Origin of the sequence: Curtobacterium sp. GC_Cur_3, from assembly GCF_026544205.1 — a bacterium.
Lineage (GTDB): Bacteria > Actinomycetota > Actinomycetes > Actinomycetales > Microbacteriaceae > Curtobacterium.
The window spans coordinates 37,114-53,360 of sequence record NZ_JALNUI010000012.1 but is presented as its reverse complement, the minus strand read 5'-3'; the positions used below and the strand labels follow the sequence as shown (position 1 = coordinate 53,360).

The following is a 16,247-nucleotide window of genomic DNA, read 5'->3' as shown; positions in this document are numbered from 1 at the left end:
CCCCGGATCGCGTGTCCTGTGGACGGATCGGCGCGTCGCACGGCCGGTGGAGGACCCACCGACCGCGCCGATCGACCGCACTCGCCGCCCGGCCCGACCAAGTGGGCTCAGACGACCTCGAACACGTGGATGCCCGGCCCGTACGCCGTGAACACCGTGCCGGCAGGACGGTGCCGGGCGTGGTCGCGGTGCTTCTCGCTCGACCACGCCAGCCGGTACGCCAGCACGTCCTCCCGCACGGGGAGCGTCAGGTCCCGGGTCCGCCCGCTGCCGTGCACCACGACGAGCACCCGGTCGTACGGTTCGTGCTCCGGCGTGGACTCGATGAAGGACTGCAGCGCGCGGTGGATCGGCTGGTCCCACCACTCGCCGGTCATCGGACCGCCGTCGGGCCCGTACCAGGTCATCCGGGACGCGGAGGGCGTGACCTGGCCCTCGACGCCGAAGCGCGACGGGCGCAGCGCCGGGTGCGCCGCACGCAGTCGGGTCAGCGCGGCCACGGTCTCGGTCATCGACTCGGCGTCCTCGTCGTCCGACCAGTCGACCGGGGTGAGGTCGCCGGAGACGACGTACGCGTTGTTGTTGCCGTGCTGGGTGCGGCTGCGCTCGTCGCCGGCGGTGAGCATCGGCACCCCGGCGGACAGGAACAGCGTGCCGAGCAGGTTGCGCATCGACCGCCCCCTGGCCGCACGGACGCCGCGGTCCTCCGTCGCGCCCTCGTGCCCGTGGTTGAACGAGCGGTTGTCGTTCGAGCCGTCGCGGTTGTCCTCGCCGTTGGCCTCGTTGTGCTTGCCGTCGTACGACACCAGGTCGTGCAGCGTGAAGCCGTCGTGCGCGGTGACGAAGTTCACGCCGGCGAGCGGCCCGCGCGCGACGTCGAAGACGCTCCGCGACCCCGTCAGCGAGTTCGCGAGCGCGCCGATGCCCGCTCCTGGTACGCCGCTGCGGCGCTCTTGGCCGACGTCGGCCAGCCAGAACTGCCGCACGGTGTTCCGGAAGCCGTCGTTCCACTCCAGCGTCCCCGCGCCGAACGCCCCGGTGCGCCAGCCGTCAGGGCCGACGTCCCACGGTTCGGCGATGACCAGGACGTCCTGCAGGTCCGGGTGCTGCCGGATGCGCTCGAGCAGCGGGTGCGCCGGGTCGAAGACGTGGTCGGCGTCGCGGGCCAGCGCGGCCATCAGGTCGAAGCGGAAGCCGTCGACCTGCATCTCCCGCGCCCAGTACCGCAGGCTGTCGACGACGAGGTCGGCGGTGGCCTCGACCGAGGTGTCGAGCGTGTTCCCGCAGCCCGTCGTGTCGTAGTAGGTGTCGTCCTCGGCGAAGCGGTACCGGTTGGCGCCGTCGATGCCGCGCACGGAGGAGGTCGGACCGCCGAGGCCCTCCTCGGCGGTGTGGTTGTAGACGACGTCGAGCACGACCTGGATGCCGGCCTCGTGCAGCAGCCGCACCATGCCCTTGAACTCGCGGAGCACCCCGTCCGCGCCGGCTTCCCGGGCAGAGGAGGACGCGTACCCGGCGTGCGGGGCGAAGAACCCGAGCGTGTTGTAGCCCCAGGCGTTCTCCCGCTCGGCCTGCTGCAGCCAGTGCTCGGTGTCGAACGCGTGCACGGGCAGGAGCTCGAGCGTCGTCACCCCGATCCGCTGCAGGTGCGCGATGGTGCTCTCGTGCGCGACCCCGGCGAAGGTCCCGCGGAGGTGCTCCGGCACGGCGGGGTTCGCGCTCGTGAGCGTCCGCACGTTGGCCTCGTACAGGACGACCCGGTCGAGCGGCACCGTCGGCTTGGGTACGTCGCCCCAGTCGAAGGCGTCGTCGACCACGACGCTCGTCCAGCGGGCCGCAGCGTCCTCGGGGGCGTGGACGACACCGCGGGCGTACGGGTCGAGCAGCTGGCGCGCGCCGTCGAAGTCGTGGCGCCCGCCGGTCGGGCCGTCGACGAGCAGGTGGTAGGTGTCGCCGACGCGGACCTCCGGCACCTCGGCGTGCCACTGGTCGGAGTCCGGCGCGTGCCGGAGTGTGACCCGTCGCTCCGCCACCGAGCCGTCAGGACGGGGATCGAGCACCAGGGTGGCGGCCGTCGCCGTCGCCGAGCGCATCGCGAAACGCGCGACGTCCTCACCCAGGTGGAGGCCCTGGACGGTGTCGATCGCGATGTCCTGCACCCGACAAGGGTACGAGGACACGCAGGTATCCTGAAAACGCTCTCGAAGGGAGTCCTCCAGTGCCGGTCTACCTCGACCACGCAGCGACGACGCCGATCCTGCCCGAGGCGCTCGCCGCCTTCACCGACGCCCTCGCCACGGTCGGCAACCCGTCGTCGATCCACAGCGCCGGTCAGCGCGCCAAGATGCTGCTCGAGGACGGTCGCGCCCGCGTTGCCGCCTCCCTCGACGCCGAACCCGTCGAGGTCGTCTTCACCTCCGGCGGCACCGAGAGCGTCAACCTCGCCGTCAAGGGCCTCTTCTGGGCGCGACAGGTCGACCACCCGCGCCCCCGCATCGTCGTCGCGGCGGGGGAGCACCACGCCACCGTCGACACGGTCGACTGGCTGGAGCGCCACGACGGCGCCGTCGTCGACGTGGTCCCGCTGGACGCGCAGGGTCACCTCGACCTCGACGGCCTGGAGGCCCGGCTCGCCGCGGCCTCGGACGTCGCCCTGGTCACGTTCCTGTGGGCGAACAACGAGGTCGGCACGATCCAGCCGGTCGCCCGCATCGTCGAGCTCGCCCACGCGGCCGGCGTCCCGGTGCACGCCGACGCCGTCGCCGCGTACGGCCAGGTGCCGGTGTCGTTCCGCGACTCGGGTCTCGACGCCATGAGCGTGTCCGCCCACAAGATCGGGGGACCGGTGGGGATCGGCGCGCTGGTGCTCGGTCGCCGCGCCACGGTCGAACCGCTCATCCACGGCGGCGGACAGCAGCGCCAGGTGCGGAGCGGCACGCAGGACGCCCCGGCGGCGATCGCGTTCGGCGTCGCGGCCGCGACACCCCACGCCGACGTCCAGGCCCTCCGAGACCGGCTGGTCGCCGGGGTCCTCGACGCCGTGCCCAGCGCCGTGCTCCGCGGTGACCCGGTCGACCGGCTGCCGGGCAACGCGCACTTCACCTTCCCGGGCTGCGAGGGCGACTCGCTCCTGTTCCTCCTCGACGCCGCCGGGGTGGCCGTCTCGACCGGCTCCGCGTGCCAGGCCGGCGTGCCGGAGGCCTCCCACGTGCTGCTCGCCATGGGGCTGTCCGAGGACGAGGCCCGCGGCGCCCTCCGGGTGACGCTCGGGCACACCTCGACCGACGCGGACGTCGACGCCTTCCTGGCCGCCCTGCCCGACGCCGTGGCGCGGGCGAGCGTGGCGGGCATGGCCTCCCGCGAACCCCTGCTCGGGCGCTAGGCACCAGTCCCCAGTTCGGGGCTGACCAGGGGTTCTCCCGACTCCTGCCCGGCGCTGGCCCCCCTGTCCCCAGTCCGGGGCTGACCTGCTCGAAACGCTGTCGGAGCCTGCTCGAGCGCCCGTACAGTACCGATCGTTTCGGTCGGTCAGGGGCAGGGAATCAGCAGATGGACAAGCAGACGAACACCGGTGCGGTGCGGGGACGAGCGGGTGTCGGGACGGTCGTCGTCCGCGGACACGCACGCCGACGTCTCGCCGTCGCCGTCACCGTGTCGGCGATCGTCGCCGCGACGCTCAGCGCGTCCCCGGTGTTCGCCGCGAGCGCGACGACGACGGGCTCGATCGACGCCGTCAGCGCCGGCCTCGGCACGGTCACGGTCCGCGGGTGGGCAGTCGACCGGGCGAAGTCGACCGCGTCCACGAGCGTCCGCGTCACCGTCGGGGGCAGCGTCGCCGGCACCGTGCCCGCCGCGACGGCCCGTGCCGACGTGAACCGCCGCCTGGGCGTGCGCGGGAACCACGGGTACAGCGGCTCCGTCGTCGCCACGAAGTACGGCAAGCAGTCGGTCTGCGTCACCGCGCTCAGCCTGACCCGTGGGAAGGACGTCGCGCTGGGGTGCCGGACCGTCACCGTCGGGGACCCGTCCCCGGTCGGCTCGTTCGACGGCGTCGCCGCCAGCGCGGGCACGGTGACCGTCCGCGGGTGGGCACTCGACCCGGACACCTCGTCCGCCTCCGTGGACGTCGCGGTCACCGTCGGCGGCACCAGGATCGGGACCGTGCACACGGACGTCGCCCGGGGTGACGTGAACCGCGCCCGCGGGGTCACGGGGACCCACGGCTTCGCCACCGCGCTCGCGACGGCGAAGACCGGCGCGCAGTCGGTGTGCGTCGTCGCGGTGAACGTCGGCAGCGGATCCGACCGGCAGCTCGGGTGCCGGACGGCCACGATCCCGGCAGCACTGCCCGCGACCGCGCCGGCGCCGCAGCCCACGCCCCAGCCGACGACCCAGCCGACGACCCAGCCGACGACGTCGCCCGTGCCCTCCCGGCCGACGACCCCGGACAGCACCGCGGGGTCCGACCAGCAGGACGGCGGCGCGATGCCGGCGGCAGCGTCGGGGTGGACGCGCATCTTCGGTGAGGACTTCACGACACCGGCGGCCTCCGGGGCGTTCGCGAAGGACTACGGGGACCGCTTCGTCGCCTACGACGGCTTCAACGACACGAGCGGCGTCGGCATGTACCGACAGTCCGCCATGTCCGTGGCCGACGGGACGCTCGACATGCACATGCACACCGACGCGTCCGGGCAGCCCACCGGCGCCGCGTTCATCCCGCTCGTCGACGGCCGGTGGGGCGGACAGACCAGTGGCCGGTACGACATCCGGCTCCGTGCGGACGCCGTCCAGGGGTACGGGCTCGCCGGGCTCCTGTGGTCGGACACGAACACGTGGGAGGACGGCGAGGTCGACTTCCCGGAGGGTGCCCTCGACGGCAACGTCACGCTCTCGAACCACTGCCCGGGAAACCCGGCCGCGAACTGCCTGCACCGGGACCTCGGCACGACGTTCACGGCATGGCACACCTACACGATCGAGTGGACGCCGACGAAGCTGAACTTCCTCGTCGACGGCGTGAGCGTGAGCTCCACGACGCAGAACCTCCCGAAGAAGCCGCTGCACCTCGTCCTGCAGGCGGCGACGATGTCCCCGCAGAAGCCGCCGAAGGACGCTGCCGGTGACGTGCAGGTCGCGTGGGTGAGCATCTCCCGAGCCGGTTGACGGACCGCCGGGCCACGCCCGGCGGACCGTGCGCCGACGTGACGGGCGAGGCGGGGCCGCGCCGAGCCTCCCGGTCGGCCGTGTCCTGGCCGCGCCGGTAGGATCGGGGACCATGGTCGAACTGGACTACACCGAGCAGCTCTCCGCCCTCCGAGAGACCTTCGGCAACATCCGCTCGGTGGTCGACGTCGACCGCCTGCAGCGCGAGATCGCCGACCTCAGCGAGCAGGCCGGGGCCCAGGACCTCTGGGACGACGTCGACCACGCGCAGCAGGTGACGAGCGCGCTCTCGCACCGGCAGTCGGCGCTGAAGAAGATCACCGACACGCAGTCGCGCATCGACGACCTCGAGGTCCTGGTCGAGATGGCGAACGAGGGCGACGACCAGGAGTCCGCCGACGAGGCCGCCTCGGAGCTCAAGGCGATCACGAAGACGATGGGCGAGCTCGAGGTGCAGACGCTCCTCGACGGCGAGTACGACGACCGCCCCGCGGTCATCACCATCCGTGCCGGGGCCGGTGGCGTCGACGCCGCCGACTTCGCCGAGATGCTCATGCGCATGTACCTGCGGTACGCCGAACAGCACGGCTACAAGGCCACCGTGATGGACACCTCCTACGCCGAGGAAGCGGGCATCAAGTCCGCCACGTTCGAGGTCGACGCCCCGCACGCCTTCGGCACCCTGTCGGTGGAGGCCGGCACGCACCGCCTGGTCCGGATGTCGCCGTTCGGCGCCGCGGGCAAGCGGCAGACGTCGTTCGCCGCGGTGGAGGTAATCCCGCTGATGCCGGAGACCGCCGTCATCGACATCCCCGAGAACGACATCCGCGTCGACGTCTTCCGCTCGTCGGGACCCGGTGGCCAGTCCGTCAACACGACGGACTCGGCGGTGCGCCTCACGCACATCCCCACCGGCACCGTGGTGTCGATGCAGAACGAGAAGTCGCAGATCCAGAACCGTGCTGCGGCCATGCGCGTGCTCCAGTCGCGACTCCTGCTCCTGAAGAAGGAAGAGGAGAACGCGAAGAAGAAGGAGCTCGCCGGGAACATCACGGCGAGCTGGGGCGACCAGATCCGCTCCTACGTCCTGGCGCCGTACCAGATGGTCAAGGACCTCAGGACCGAGCACGAGGTGAACAACCCCTCAGCCGTGTTCGACGGCGACCTGGACGGCTTCATCAACGCCGGCATCCGCTGGCGCAAGCAGTCCGTCGAGTCCTGAGCCGCGCGCCTGGCGGTCATTCCGAGCCAGGCGACCTACCCTGATCCGGTCATGATCAAATTCGACCAGGTCACCAAGCTGTACTCGGGCAACCCGAGTCCCGCACTCGACAACGTCACCCTCGAGATCCTCAAGGGCGAGTTCGTCTTCCTCGTCGGTGCGTCCGGCTCCGGGAAGTCGAGCTTCCTGCGCCTCGTGCTCAAGGAGGAGAAGCCCTCGCGCGGGCAGATCCACGTGCTCGGACAGCGCCTCGGTGCGCTGTCCTCGAGGAAGGTCCCGTACTTCCGCCGCAACCTCGGCGTGGTCTTCCAGGACTTCCGCCTGCTGCCGAACAAGAACGTGTTCGACAACGTCGCGTTCTCGCTCCAGGTGATCGGCAAGAGCAAGGGCTTCATCAGCGAGGCCGTGACCGACGTGCTGAAGCTCGTCGGGCTCAACGGCAAGGCGAACCGCATGCCGCACGAGCTCTCCGGTGGCGAGCAGCAGCGCGTCGCGATCGCCCGCGCCGTGGTGAACAAGCCGTCGGTGCTCCTGGCCGACGAGCCCACCGGCAACCTCGACCCGACGACCTCGGCCGGGATCATGGCGCTCCTCGAACGCATCAACCAGGGAGGCACCACCGTGCTGATGGCGACCCACGACGCGAGCATCGTGAACCAGATGCAGCGACGGGTGATCGAGCTGTCCGGGGGCGTGGTCCTCCGTGACGAGCAGTCCGGCGGGTACCAGACCCAGGCGCTCCCGATCCAGCACCCGGCAGGCGTCTCGAACACCACCGGCATCCAGACCATCCCGGGGCTCATCCGATGAGGCTCGGACTCGTCATGGGCGAGGTCGGTTCCGGCCTCCGCCGCAACGCCTCGATGGTCGTCTCGGTCGTCCTCGTCACGTTCATCTCGCTGACCTTCGTCGGCACCGCGATCCTGCTGCAGATGCAGATCAACCAGATGAAGGGGTACTGGTACGACCGTGCCCAGGTCGCCGTCTACCTGTGCACCGACACCGACACCACCGGCAACTGCACCGGGGCGAAGGCCACCGAGGACCAGCGCAAGCAGGTCGAGGAACAGCTCAAGGGCCCGACGCTGGCGCCGTACATCGAGAAGACGTACTTCCAGGACCAGCAGCAGGCGTACGTCCGCTTCAAGCAGCAGTTCAAGGACGCGCCGACCACGGAGTTCGTCAAGCCCGAGTACCTCAACGAGACCTTCTGGGTGAACCTGAAGAACCCGTCGCAGGCGGACGTGCTGCAGGAGAGCCTATCGAAGGTCGCTGGCGTCCAGAGCGTCATGGACCAACGCGGGTACCTCCAACCGATCTTCAACCTGCTGAACGCGTCGTCGTACACGGCCATCGGCATCGCGGCGCTGATGCTCATCGCCGCCGTGCTGCTCATCGCCACGACGATCCGCCTGTCCGCGTTCTCGCGGAGACGGGAGCTCGGGATCATGCGTCTGGTGGGGGCGTCCAACCGGTTCATCCAGACGCCGTTCGTGCTCGAGGGCGTGATCGCCGCGGCCATCGGTGCCGTGCTGGCCGGTGGTGCGATCACCGCGGTCGTGTGGTTCTTCGTCCGCAACTACCTCACCAAGCGGTTCAGCGGTGTCGCGTTCATCGGCATGAGCGACGCGGCCGTGGTCGTCCCGGCGGTGATCGTCATCGGCGTGGTCCTGGCGGCGGTGTCGGCGTCGATCGCCATCCGCCGCTACCTGAAGGTCTGATCGTCCGATAGACTGTGGGGCTGCGCACCCGCAGCGAACGGTCGAGAGGAGACGCGCATGGCGAAGGAACGCGGCGAGAAGATCGTGGCGACGAATCGTCGAGCGCGCCACGACTACCTGATCGAGTCGACGTACGAGGCCGGCATGGTGCTCTCAGGCACCGAGGTCAAGTCCCTGCGTGAGGGCCGGGCGTCGCTCGTGGACGGCTACGCCTTCGTGGACGGGGGAGAAGCCTGGCTCGACGCCGTGCACATCCCCGAGTACACCGAGGGCACCTGGAACAACCACGCCCCGCGGCGCAAGCGCAAGCTGCTCCTGCACAAGCAGGAGATCGTGAAGATCTCGCACAAGACGGCGCAGGGTGGCTACACCCTCGTGCCGCTGCAGATCTACTTCCACGACGGCCGCGCCAAGGTCGAGATCGCCGTGGCCAAGGGCAAGCGCGAGTTCGACAAGCGCCAGGCCATGCGCGAGAAGACCGACAAGCGCGAGGCCGAGCGGGCCATGCGGACGAAGAACCGCGTCGGCGAGTAGCGGTGTCAGCCGTTCCTCGGTAGACTGAACAGCTGCCTGCGGAAACAGGCACAACAACTCCACAGTGTGACAGCGGCTCGCTGCTCGGCCCGTACGGGGATGATCGGTTTCGACATTGCCTGTGTGCCGACGGGAAGCGGGCCGAGGATCCACGGTCATCTCGTCAACGATCCGTGGAAAACAACAAGTGCCAATTCCAAGCGCACTGACTTCGCTCTCGCTGCGTAAGCAGCCCAGCACATGAAGTCCGTCGGCCAGGTGATCGTCTTCTAACCTGAGTTCCGGCGTCATCCAGAGGACTTGCTGCACGGTTGCGCCTCAGGGCCGTGCGGGACTTGCACTGAGACTGGGCCCGTCGTCCTAGAAGCCGGTAGCAAAGGACGGGGCCGAGCAGAACGAATCATCCGGATACGCCCGTAGAAGACGTCGAATTGCAGCGATGGACGGGGGTTCGATTCCCCCCATCTCCACCATCGCCGAGCGGCGCAGCTGCTGTCACACGTGGCCTGAGCGATCAGGACCGAACGCCCCGGCGGTGTCGAAGGACACCGCCGGGGCGTTCGCTGTTCGTGCACGCTCGAGGACTACGCTCCGGGGCAGGCGCGGGTGGACACCCGTGCCGAACCCGAGTGGAAGGTCCCGCTGTGCAGGAGATCGCGATCCGAGTCCGGCTGCGAGAGCAGGAACGAGTCGGCCTGGCCGAGTACGAGCGCATCGTCGCGTCGGTCGCCACCGTCGCCGCGTTGACGGCCTGGCTCCCCACCCCCGACGCCCGACTGGTCGTCCGCGGCCGTGGCGCCGAGCCCGTCCGCCTCGAGACCGTGTCGTACGGCTCCACGTTCGAGATGCTCGTCGTGCTCGACCAGCGCAGCGCCGCCGTCGAGCGTGCCGCCGCCACCGTCGCAGCACTCATCGAGTCCGTCCGGCACGAGCACGTCGAGGACGACGTCGCCGGGGTCGCGGGCGAGATCGACCGGCTGGACCGCTCGGCTCCCCGAGGTCGTTCGGCCGTCGAGCGCTCGCTGCGGACGTTCCTCGAGGGCGCCCGGGCCGACGTGCTGGCCCGCAAGAGCACCACGCGCCTCCGTGCCGCGCAGGCCCTCGTCCGACTCGCCGAGGACGCCGCCGAGCTCACCGTGGAGCGGGTCGAGGACGCACTCGCCTCCGAGCTGACCGAGCAGCCCGTGGACGTGCTCGAGGACACCGGGTCCGCCGTGGTCGTCGAGCCGGTCGACGGAATCGAGCCGAGCGAGCCCGTGGTACCGACCGTCCCCGCCGTGCAGCCCGTGCCCGAGGCACCCGAGGCAGCTGAGGCAGCTGAGGCAGCTGAGGACGAGGACGGCAAGACGACGAAGAAGTCGAAGAAGTCGAAGAAGCAGGACGACGAGGAGCAGTCGTCGAAGAAGAAGTCGTCCAAGAAGAAGGACGACGAGAAGAAGTCGTCGAAGAAGAAGGACGAGAAGAAGTCCTCGAAGAAGGACGACAAGAAGAAGAAGTCCAAGAAGTAGCCTGAAGGGTTATACAGGACTGGTGTTTCAGTCATGTGAACAATCCGTCCCAAGTCGCCGCACGGTGCCAGAGTCGAACACGACCCCCCGAACGGGGTCGTGTTCGACTCGACAGGAGCAACCGTGGCAACAACGAGCGCACCGACGCTTCCGGATTCCGGCCTGAAGCGGAACGTCGGCTTCATCGGACTCATCTGGGCGTCCACCGGTTCGATCATCGGGTCCGGGTGGCTGTTCGGGTCACAGGAGGCCCTGAAGACCGCCGGACCCGCCGCGATCATCTCGTGGCTGATCGGTGGCGTCGCGATCCTCGTGCTGGCGCTCGTGCACGCCGAGCTCGGTGGCATGTTCCCCATCGCCGGCGGCACGGCCCGCTTCCCGCACATCGCGTTCGGTGGCGTCGCCGGAGCCTCCTTCGGCTGGTTCTCGTGGCTGCAGTCGGTCACGGTCGCCCCGATCGAGGTCGAGGCGATGATCAAGTACGCGCAGCACTGGCAGTTCGCACACCCGTGGCTGCACACCACCACGGTGGACGGTGAGACCCAGCAGCTGCTCACCGGTGCGGGCATCGCGGTGGCGGTGGTGCTCATGGCGGTCGTCACGGTGATCAACCTGCTGAGCGTGAAGATCCTCGCGAACACGAACTCGGCGGCGACCTGGTGGAAGGTCGCCATCCCCCTGCTGGTCATCATCGTGCTGGCCTTCAGCGGGTTCCACGGCTCGAACTTCACCGCGGCGGACGGCTTCATGCCGCAGGGTGCGAAGGGCGTTCTCGCGGCGGTCTCCACGTCCGGCATCATCTTCGCGTTCCTCGGCTTCGAGCAGGCGGACCAGCTCGCCGGCGAGGCGAAGAACCCCAAGCGCGACATCCCTCGCGCTGTCATCGGCTCGGTCGTCATCGGCCTGGTCATCTACCTGCTGCTGCAGGTCGTCTTCCTCGGCGTCCTGCGCTCCGACGCGATCCAGGGCTCGTGGGCGACGGCGGACTTCACGAAGTACACCGGTCCGTTCGCCGACATCGCGATGGCGGCCGGGCTGACCTGGCTGGCCGTCGTGATCTTCATCGACGCGATCATCTCCCCGGCGGGCACCGGCCTGATCTACGTCACCGCGACGTCGCGCATCTCCTACGGCCTCAGCCGCAACGGGTACTTCCCGAAGGCGTTCGAGTGGACGACGAAGGCCGGCGTGCCGTGGGTCGGGCTCATCACCGCGTTCGTCGTCGGCTGCGCGTGCTTCGCCCCGTTCCCGTCGTGGCAGGGCCTCGTGAGCCTCATCACGAGTGCGTCGGTGCTCATGTACGCCGGGGCGCCGCTCGCACTCGGCGCCTTCCGGAAGCGCATCCCCGAGGTCGAGCGCCCGTACCGGATGCCCGCGGCTGCGGTGCTCTCCCCGCTCGCGTTCATCGTCGCCAACCTCATCATCCTGTGGACGGGATGGGACACCGACTGGAAGCTCGGCGTCGCGATCCTGATCGGCGCCGTCGTGATCATCGCGAACAACGTGTTCCGCGGACAGACCAGCGTCCGCCCGCGGTGGGACTGGAAGGCGGCGCAGTGGCTGTTGCCCTACCTGGTCGGCATGGGCCTCATCGTGTTCCTGAGCGACTTCGGGCCGCTCACGCACCCGGTGTTCCCGCTCTGGATCGACATCGTCGTGGTCGCCGTGTTCTCGGTCATCGTCTACTACTGGGCGATCAACTCGGCGTCCCCGCGGGAGGAGATCCTGCGCACCGCGGACGACGTCCGCGAGGTCGAGGAGTCCGCGGTCGTCGATCCTGTGCGGCACTGACGCGCCGCGCGGCGGCAAGGCGCAGCCTAGAAGTCGAACAGGTTCGACCGCAGCCCGCCCGAGCCGTACTCGCGCCGCAGCAGCCCGCGCTGCCGCAGCACCGGCACCAGGTCGCCGAACATCCGGTACACCTGCGCCGGGTGCAGGTCGCCGGAGAAGATGATCCCGTCGTTGTCCGCGTCCGCCCCGAGCTCCTCGATGAAGTCCGCGAACTCGCCAGCGGTGCCCACGAAGCCCTCGCGCGATGACACCCGCCCCTTGCGGGCCTTCCGCGTGAGGAGCTCCCGCAGCGGCGCGTCCGGCGTGTCCCCGAGCAGTCCCCGGATCGTGCCGGCGGAGACGTGGTCGCCGAAGGTGCCGGCGGGGACGGGCGCGTCGAGGTCGAGCGCGAGCAGGTCGGTCTCCGAGTCGCTCGACCACGCGATCGCCGCGGTGCGGAGGTCGTCGTCGGACGGGTGTCGCGATGCCTCGACTACACGCTCGGCCTCCGCGGCCGAGACGACGATCTCGGGCTTCAGCACGAACAGGATCCGCAGCTGGTCGGCCGTCCGCCCGGCGTCGGCCGCAGCGGTCAGCACACGAGCGCGGTAGTCCCGCACCGCCGCGGCCGACAGCGGCGCCAGCGCGAGCTGCACGTCCGAGTGCGTGCCGGCGAACCCCAGGCCCCGCCCGGAGCCGCCGGGGGAGACCACGACCGGGTCGCTGTCGAACGGCAGCGCGTTCAGCGGGCCGTCCGCCGTGAAGTACGCCCCCTCGTGGTGGAACGCGTCGAGCGCGTCACCGTCGGCGAAGTGCCAGTCCTCGCGGTTCCCGACGTGGCCGTCCGACCCCCACGAGTGCCACAGGCGCCGCAGCAGGGTGATCCACTCCTCGGCCCGGTCGTAGGCCTCGTCGTGGGGCAGCGGCGGCAGCCCGGCGTGCCTGGCGCTGCCGACGTCCGTCACGACGTTGATGCCGAAGCGCTCCGACGACAGGTGTGCGAGCGTCGCGAACTGTCGGGCGGCCAGGTACGGCGGCGTGATCCCCGCGTTCACCGTCGGCGCGATCCCGATGTGCGAGGTGGCGGCGAACAGGTACGGCGCGAGCAGGAGCGGGTCGTGCTTCGGGCCGCCGTACGCCTGGCGGATCCGCAGGTCGAGGGTCGAGGGGTTGCCGAGGGAGATCGCGTCCTCGGCGATGACCAGGTCCATCCCCGCCTGCTCCAGCGCGCGCACGGACTGTTGGTACAGGTCCGGCTTCGTCCAGTCGTGGCCCCAGTCCCAGTCGGAGCGTCCCCACGCCTGCGGACCGAATCCGCGCGAGAAGAAGTACCCGAAGTGCTGCAGGTCGGCCATCGTCAGATCTCCTCGGCGATCACGTGCTGCGCCGGGACGGTGTGTCCCAGGGCGGCGAGCTCCTTGGCGGGCGCGGGCCGAGCCTCCTGGCCGGTCCTGCTGCCACCGCGCACCGCGGCGAGCCCGCGCTCCAGGTCGCGGAGCAGGTCCGCGACGTCCTCGATGCCGACGGACAGTCGGATCAGGCCGTCGCCGATGCCCTGTTCGGCCCGTTCCTCGGGCGTGCGTCCCGCGTGCGTCGTCGTGGCCGGGTGCAGGATCAGCGACCGCACGTCGCCCAGGTGGGTCATCCGGCTGAACAGCTGCACCGCGTCGATGAAGGCGCGGGCGGCCGGCTCGCCACCGGCGAGCGTGAAGGCGAACACGGAGCCGGCTCCCCGGGGCAGGTACCGCTCCGCCAGGTCGTGGTACGGACTGGAGGCCAGACCCGCGTGGTCGACGCTCGTCACCTCCGGCTGCTGGTCCAGCCACTCCGCGATCGCGAGCGCGTTCGCGCTGTGCCGCTCGATCCGCAGGCTCAGGGTCTCGATGCCCTGGCGGAGCAGGAAGGCGTTGAACGGCGAGGGGGTCGGGCCGATCCGGGAACTGACGACGTCGCGTGCGTAGACGACCCAGGCGCGGGTGCCGTACCGGTCGACGTAGCTGTGGCCGCCGAGGGACCGCTCCGGGGTGGTCAGGTGCGTCCAGCGTTCGGGGGAGGCGGACCAGTCGAACGTCCCGCCGTCCACGACCACGCCGCCGAGGCCCGAGCCGTGTCCACTGAGGAACTTCGACGCCGAGTGCACCACGATGTCCGCGCCGTGCTCCACCGGACGCACGAGGTACGGCGTCGCCAGGGTGTTGTCGACGACGAGGGGCACGCCCGCACGGTGCGCGGTGTCCGCGACGCCGGCGATGTCGAGCACGTCGTTCTTCGGGTTGGGGATGGTCTCCGCGAAGAACGCCTTGGTGTTCGGACGGACGGCGGCGGCCCACGCGTCGAGGTCGCGGGCGTCACCGACGAAGTCGACCTCGATGCCGAGCCGCCCGAGGTTCTGGGTCAGGAGCCCGCGGGTGCCCTCGTAGATGCTCCTGGCGCTGACCACGTGGTCGCCCGCCTGCAGCAGCCCGAGGAACGCCACGGTCGCCGCCGCCTGACCACTGCTGACGAGGATCGCTTCGGCTCCGCGCTCGAGCAGCGCCACCCGGCGTTCGACGTCGGCGTTCGTGGGGTTGCCGAGCCGCGTGTACGTGTAGCCGTCGTCGGTGCCGGCGAAGCGGTCGCGGGCCTGGTCGAAGTCGTCGAAGAGGAAGCCCGAGGACATGTGGATCGCGGGCACCCGGGCGCCGTGGCCGGCGTCGGGCACGAACCCGCCGTGGACCTGCTCGGTCGCGAAACCGTGGTCGTCGTTCGACAATGGGCACCTCCGGGACGTGGTGTCCGTACTCTCGCAGTCCCGGCTGTGCCCGCCGCCGTTTGCGGCTCCCCGTTACGCGGAGCGGTCCACGACGCCGGGGATCGGGGTCGTGCCGACGAAGTCGTCGCGCATCGTGTCGACGCCCCACTGCGGGCGGGCCTCGTCGACGAAGGACTGGCGGTCGCGACGCTTGCCGTCGGTGTCGAGGTGCATCTGCGTGTCGCGGTCCTGCTTCATGGCCTCGTCCGACTCGCCGTCGCGGTTGAACGACCACATCAGCCGCGCGTCGCCGTAGGGGAGCGGGGTCCCCGGCTGCGCGCCGTGCGCCAGCGAGTGCCAGGTGTGCCACGTCTTGCCGTAGGAGTTCAGCAGGCGGTGCATGAGCGCCTTCTCGGCCACCTCGGGCAGCCCCGGTGCGACGAGCTGGCCGGAGAGCACCTCGAAGTTGTGCGGGTGCCACGACGGCCGCTCGTCCTCGGGCATCGTCTCGAACAGGTCGCCGGAGACGATGTACTCGATGCCGATCAGGTTGGCGTCCTTCGTGTTGCCGTCGAAGACGACGCACTGCAGGAAGTCGTCGTTCACGACCTTGCAGAAGTGGTGCGCCTCCATCTGCATCTCCGGGTCGCCCTTGGCGCAGTGGAAGCCGACGACGTACACGTCGAAGTCGGCGAGCGGCGCCGTGGTCTGGAGCAGGTCGGCACCCGCGCTCGAGTGCCGCGAGCCCGAGGCCCTTCCGGTCACCGGCGGGCTGGAGTCCGGTGCGGCGGTCGTGGATGGTCGGGTTCCTGGGCATCTGGTCCTCCTCGGTCGGTGCCCGCGAGGGTAGGCCGCGCCCGGTCCGTCCCCGTCCAGGCCGTCGGATGTCGAAGTCCGTCCTCGGCGGTGACGGATCTGGTCGGCGATCCTCGGAGATCGCGAACCGGATCCGTCACGCCGCGGCATGAGGAAGCACTTCCGCTGGTCCGCCCCCCGTGGCGGTGCCAGGGCGGGGCGACGCGACGTGACGCGGGTACGGGTTCAGATGCGGGCGCGGAACGCCGTCCGGATGCCGTCGAGCCGGTCGGCGAAGCCCGGGGGCAGCGACGCGGGCAGGGCGTCGACGGGGAACCAGCTGACGTCGTCGCTCTCGTCGCTCACGCTCGTCGGGACGTCGGGCCGGGCGATCGCGACGAAGCCGACGTCCCAGTGCGCGGCGCAGGCGAAGCCGCCGTGCAGGTCGTGTCGGTCGAGGTCGACGATCCGTGTCGCCGCCAGGTCGAGGTCGGGGACGCCGGACTCCTCGCGGGCCTCGCGGCGAGCGGCGTCGGCGAGCGACACGTCGCCGTGCTCGAGGTGTCCGCCGAACTGCACCCAGAACCGGCCCTTGCGGTGCAGGCAGAGCAGCACGTGGGACAGGTCGGGCGACAGCACGAAGCAGGACGCGGTGAGGTGCTCGGGACCGCCCTCGCGCCACAGTGCGTCGTCGCCGCGGGACGTGACGAAGTCGCTGAACGCGTCGCGGTCGTCCCCGGGCGGAGCGTCGAGGAGTTCGGCGAGGGCATCGGGCGCGTGCACGGGGTCCATCGTGGCAG

13 protein-coding genes and 1 other RNA gene are annotated in these 16,247 nt (G+C 70.4%); 9 read left to right on the top strand and 5 right to left on the bottom strand.

What is annotated here, in order from left to right:
* Nucleotides 1-107 precede the first annotated feature (107 nt).
* Nucleotides 108-2,159 carry a glycogen debranching protein gene (locus tag OXR63_RS08150; protein ID WP_267421768.1) on the bottom strand — a complete coding sequence of 684 codons (2,052 nt, stop codon included), beginning with the start codon at nucleotides 2,157-2,159 and terminating at the stop codon, nucleotides 108-110.
* A gap of 59 nt (nucleotides 2,160-2,218) precedes the next feature.
* On the opposite strand from OXR63_RS08150, the gene OXR63_RS08145 reads away from it, so the two are divergent.
* From OXR63_RS08145 to OXR63_RS08105, 9 genes are all read left to right on the top strand, one after another.
* Nucleotides 2,219-3,382, top strand: coding sequence for a cysteine desulfurase family protein (locus OXR63_RS08145; RefSeq protein WP_267421766.1), 1,164 nt, complete (start codon nucleotides 2,219-2,221; stop codon nucleotides 3,380-3,382).
* A 167-nt stretch (nucleotides 3,383-3,549) separates the two neighbouring features.
* Nucleotides 3,550-5,166 carry a glycoside hydrolase family 16 protein gene (locus OXR63_RS08140; RefSeq protein ID WP_267421765.1) on the top strand — a complete coding sequence of 539 codons (1,617 nt, stop codon included), beginning with the start codon at nucleotides 3,550-3,552 and terminating at the stop codon, nucleotides 5,164-5,166.
* Nucleotides 5,167-5,278: 112 nt separating this feature from the next.
* Nucleotides 5,279-6,388, top strand: coding sequence for a peptide chain release factor 2 (gene prfB / locus OXR63_RS08135; protein WP_267421763.1), 1,110 nt, complete (start codon nucleotides 5,279-5,281; stop codon nucleotides 6,386-6,388).
* Nucleotides 6,389-6,439: 51 nt separating this feature from the next.
* Complete coding sequence (ftsE, locus tag OXR63_RS08130; RefSeq protein WP_194660305.1) at nucleotides 6,440-7,198, top strand: cell division ATP-binding protein FtsE; 759 nt, start codon at nucleotides 6,440-6,442, stop codon at nucleotides 7,196-7,198.
* A complete protein-coding gene (ftsX, locus tag OXR63_RS08125; protein WP_267421760.1) occupies nucleotides 7,195-8,109 on the top strand; it encodes a permease-like cell division protein FtsX in 915 nt (304 codons plus the stop codon). The genes ftsE and ftsX overlap by 4 nt, the downstream gene beginning before the upstream one ends.
* Nucleotides 8,110-8,166: 57 nt before the next feature.
* Nucleotides 8,167-8,643 carry an SsrA-binding protein SmpB gene (gene smpB, locus OXR63_RS08120; protein WP_267421758.1) on the top strand — a complete coding sequence of 159 codons (477 nt, stop codon included), beginning with the start codon at nucleotides 8,167-8,169 and terminating at the stop codon, nucleotides 8,641-8,643.
* A 95-nt stretch (nucleotides 8,644-8,738) separates the two neighbouring features.
* Nucleotides 8,739-9,116, top strand: a transfer-messenger RNA (tmRNA) gene (gene ssrA, locus OXR63_RS08115).
* Nucleotides 9,117-9,287: 171 nt separating this feature from the next.
* On the top strand, nucleotides 9,288-10,151 hold the full coding sequence (locus OXR63_RS08110) for a hypothetical protein (RefSeq protein WP_267421755.1): 864 nt from the start codon (nucleotides 9,288-9,290) through the stop codon (nucleotides 10,149-10,151).
* A gap of 123 nt (nucleotides 10,152-10,274) precedes the next feature.
* Entirely contained in the window at nucleotides 10,275-11,942 is a 1,668-nt protein-coding gene (locus tag OXR63_RS08105) for an APC family permease (protein ID WP_267421754.1), read from the top strand.
* A 26-nt stretch (nucleotides 11,943-11,968) separates the two neighbouring features.
* Here the strand turns inward: OXR63_RS08105 and OXR63_RS08100 are convergent, their stop codons facing one another.
* From OXR63_RS08100 to OXR63_RS08085, 4 genes are all read right to left on the bottom strand, one after another.
* Nucleotides 11,969-13,276 (bottom strand): LLM class flavin-dependent oxidoreductase, encoded by a 1,308-nt coding sequence (locus tag OXR63_RS08100; RefSeq protein WP_267421752.1) that lies wholly within the window; start codon nucleotides 13,274-13,276, stop codon nucleotides 11,969-11,971.
* Between the two features lie 2 nt (nucleotides 13,277-13,278).
* Nucleotides 13,279-14,673, bottom strand: a complete 1,395-nt coding sequence (locus tag OXR63_RS08095) for an O-acetylhomoserine aminocarboxypropyltransferase/cysteine synthase family protein (RefSeq protein WP_267421750.1) — start codon at nucleotides 14,671-14,673, stop codon at nucleotides 13,279-13,281.
* Between the two features lie 72 nt (nucleotides 14,674-14,745).
* Nucleotides 14,746-15,417 carry an OBAP family protein gene (locus tag OXR63_RS08090; RefSeq protein WP_267421748.1) on the bottom strand — a complete coding sequence of 224 codons (672 nt, stop codon included), beginning with the start codon at nucleotides 15,415-15,417 and terminating at the stop codon, nucleotides 14,746-14,748.
* A 276-nt stretch (nucleotides 15,418-15,693) separates the two neighbouring features.
* Nucleotides 15,694-16,239, bottom strand: coding sequence for an NUDIX hydrolase (locus OXR63_RS08085; protein WP_276585081.1), 546 nt, complete (start codon nucleotides 16,237-16,239; stop codon nucleotides 15,694-15,696).
* Between the last annotated feature and the right edge of the window lie 8 nt (nucleotides 16,240-16,247).

Coding starts and splice junctions, on each gene's coding strand:
- ftsE (WP_194660305.1), top strand. CDS start 6,440: ATGATCAAATTCGACCAGGTCACCAAGCTGTACTCGGGCAACCCGAGT.
- OXR63_RS08100 (WP_267421752.1), bottom strand. CDS start 13,276: ATGGCCGACCTGCAGCACTTCGGGTACTTCTTCTCGCGCGGATTCGGT.
- OXR63_RS08140 (WP_267421765.1), top strand. CDS start 3,550: ATGGACAAGCAGACGAACACCGGTGCGGTGCGGGGACGAGCGGGTGTC.
- smpB (WP_267421758.1), top strand. CDS start 8,167: ATGGCGAAGGAACGCGGCGAGAAGATCGTGGCGACGAATCGTCGAGCG.
- prfB (WP_267421763.1), top strand. CDS start 5,279: ATGGTCGAACTGGACTACACCGAGCAGCTCTCCGCCCTCCGAGAGACC.
- ftsX (WP_267421760.1), top strand. CDS start 7,195: ATGAGGCTCGGACTCGTCATGGGCGAGGTCGGTTCCGGCCTCCGCCGC.
- OXR63_RS08085 (WP_276585081.1), bottom strand. CDS start 16,239: ATGGACCCCGTGCACGCGCCCGATGCCCTCGCCGAACTCCTCGACGCT.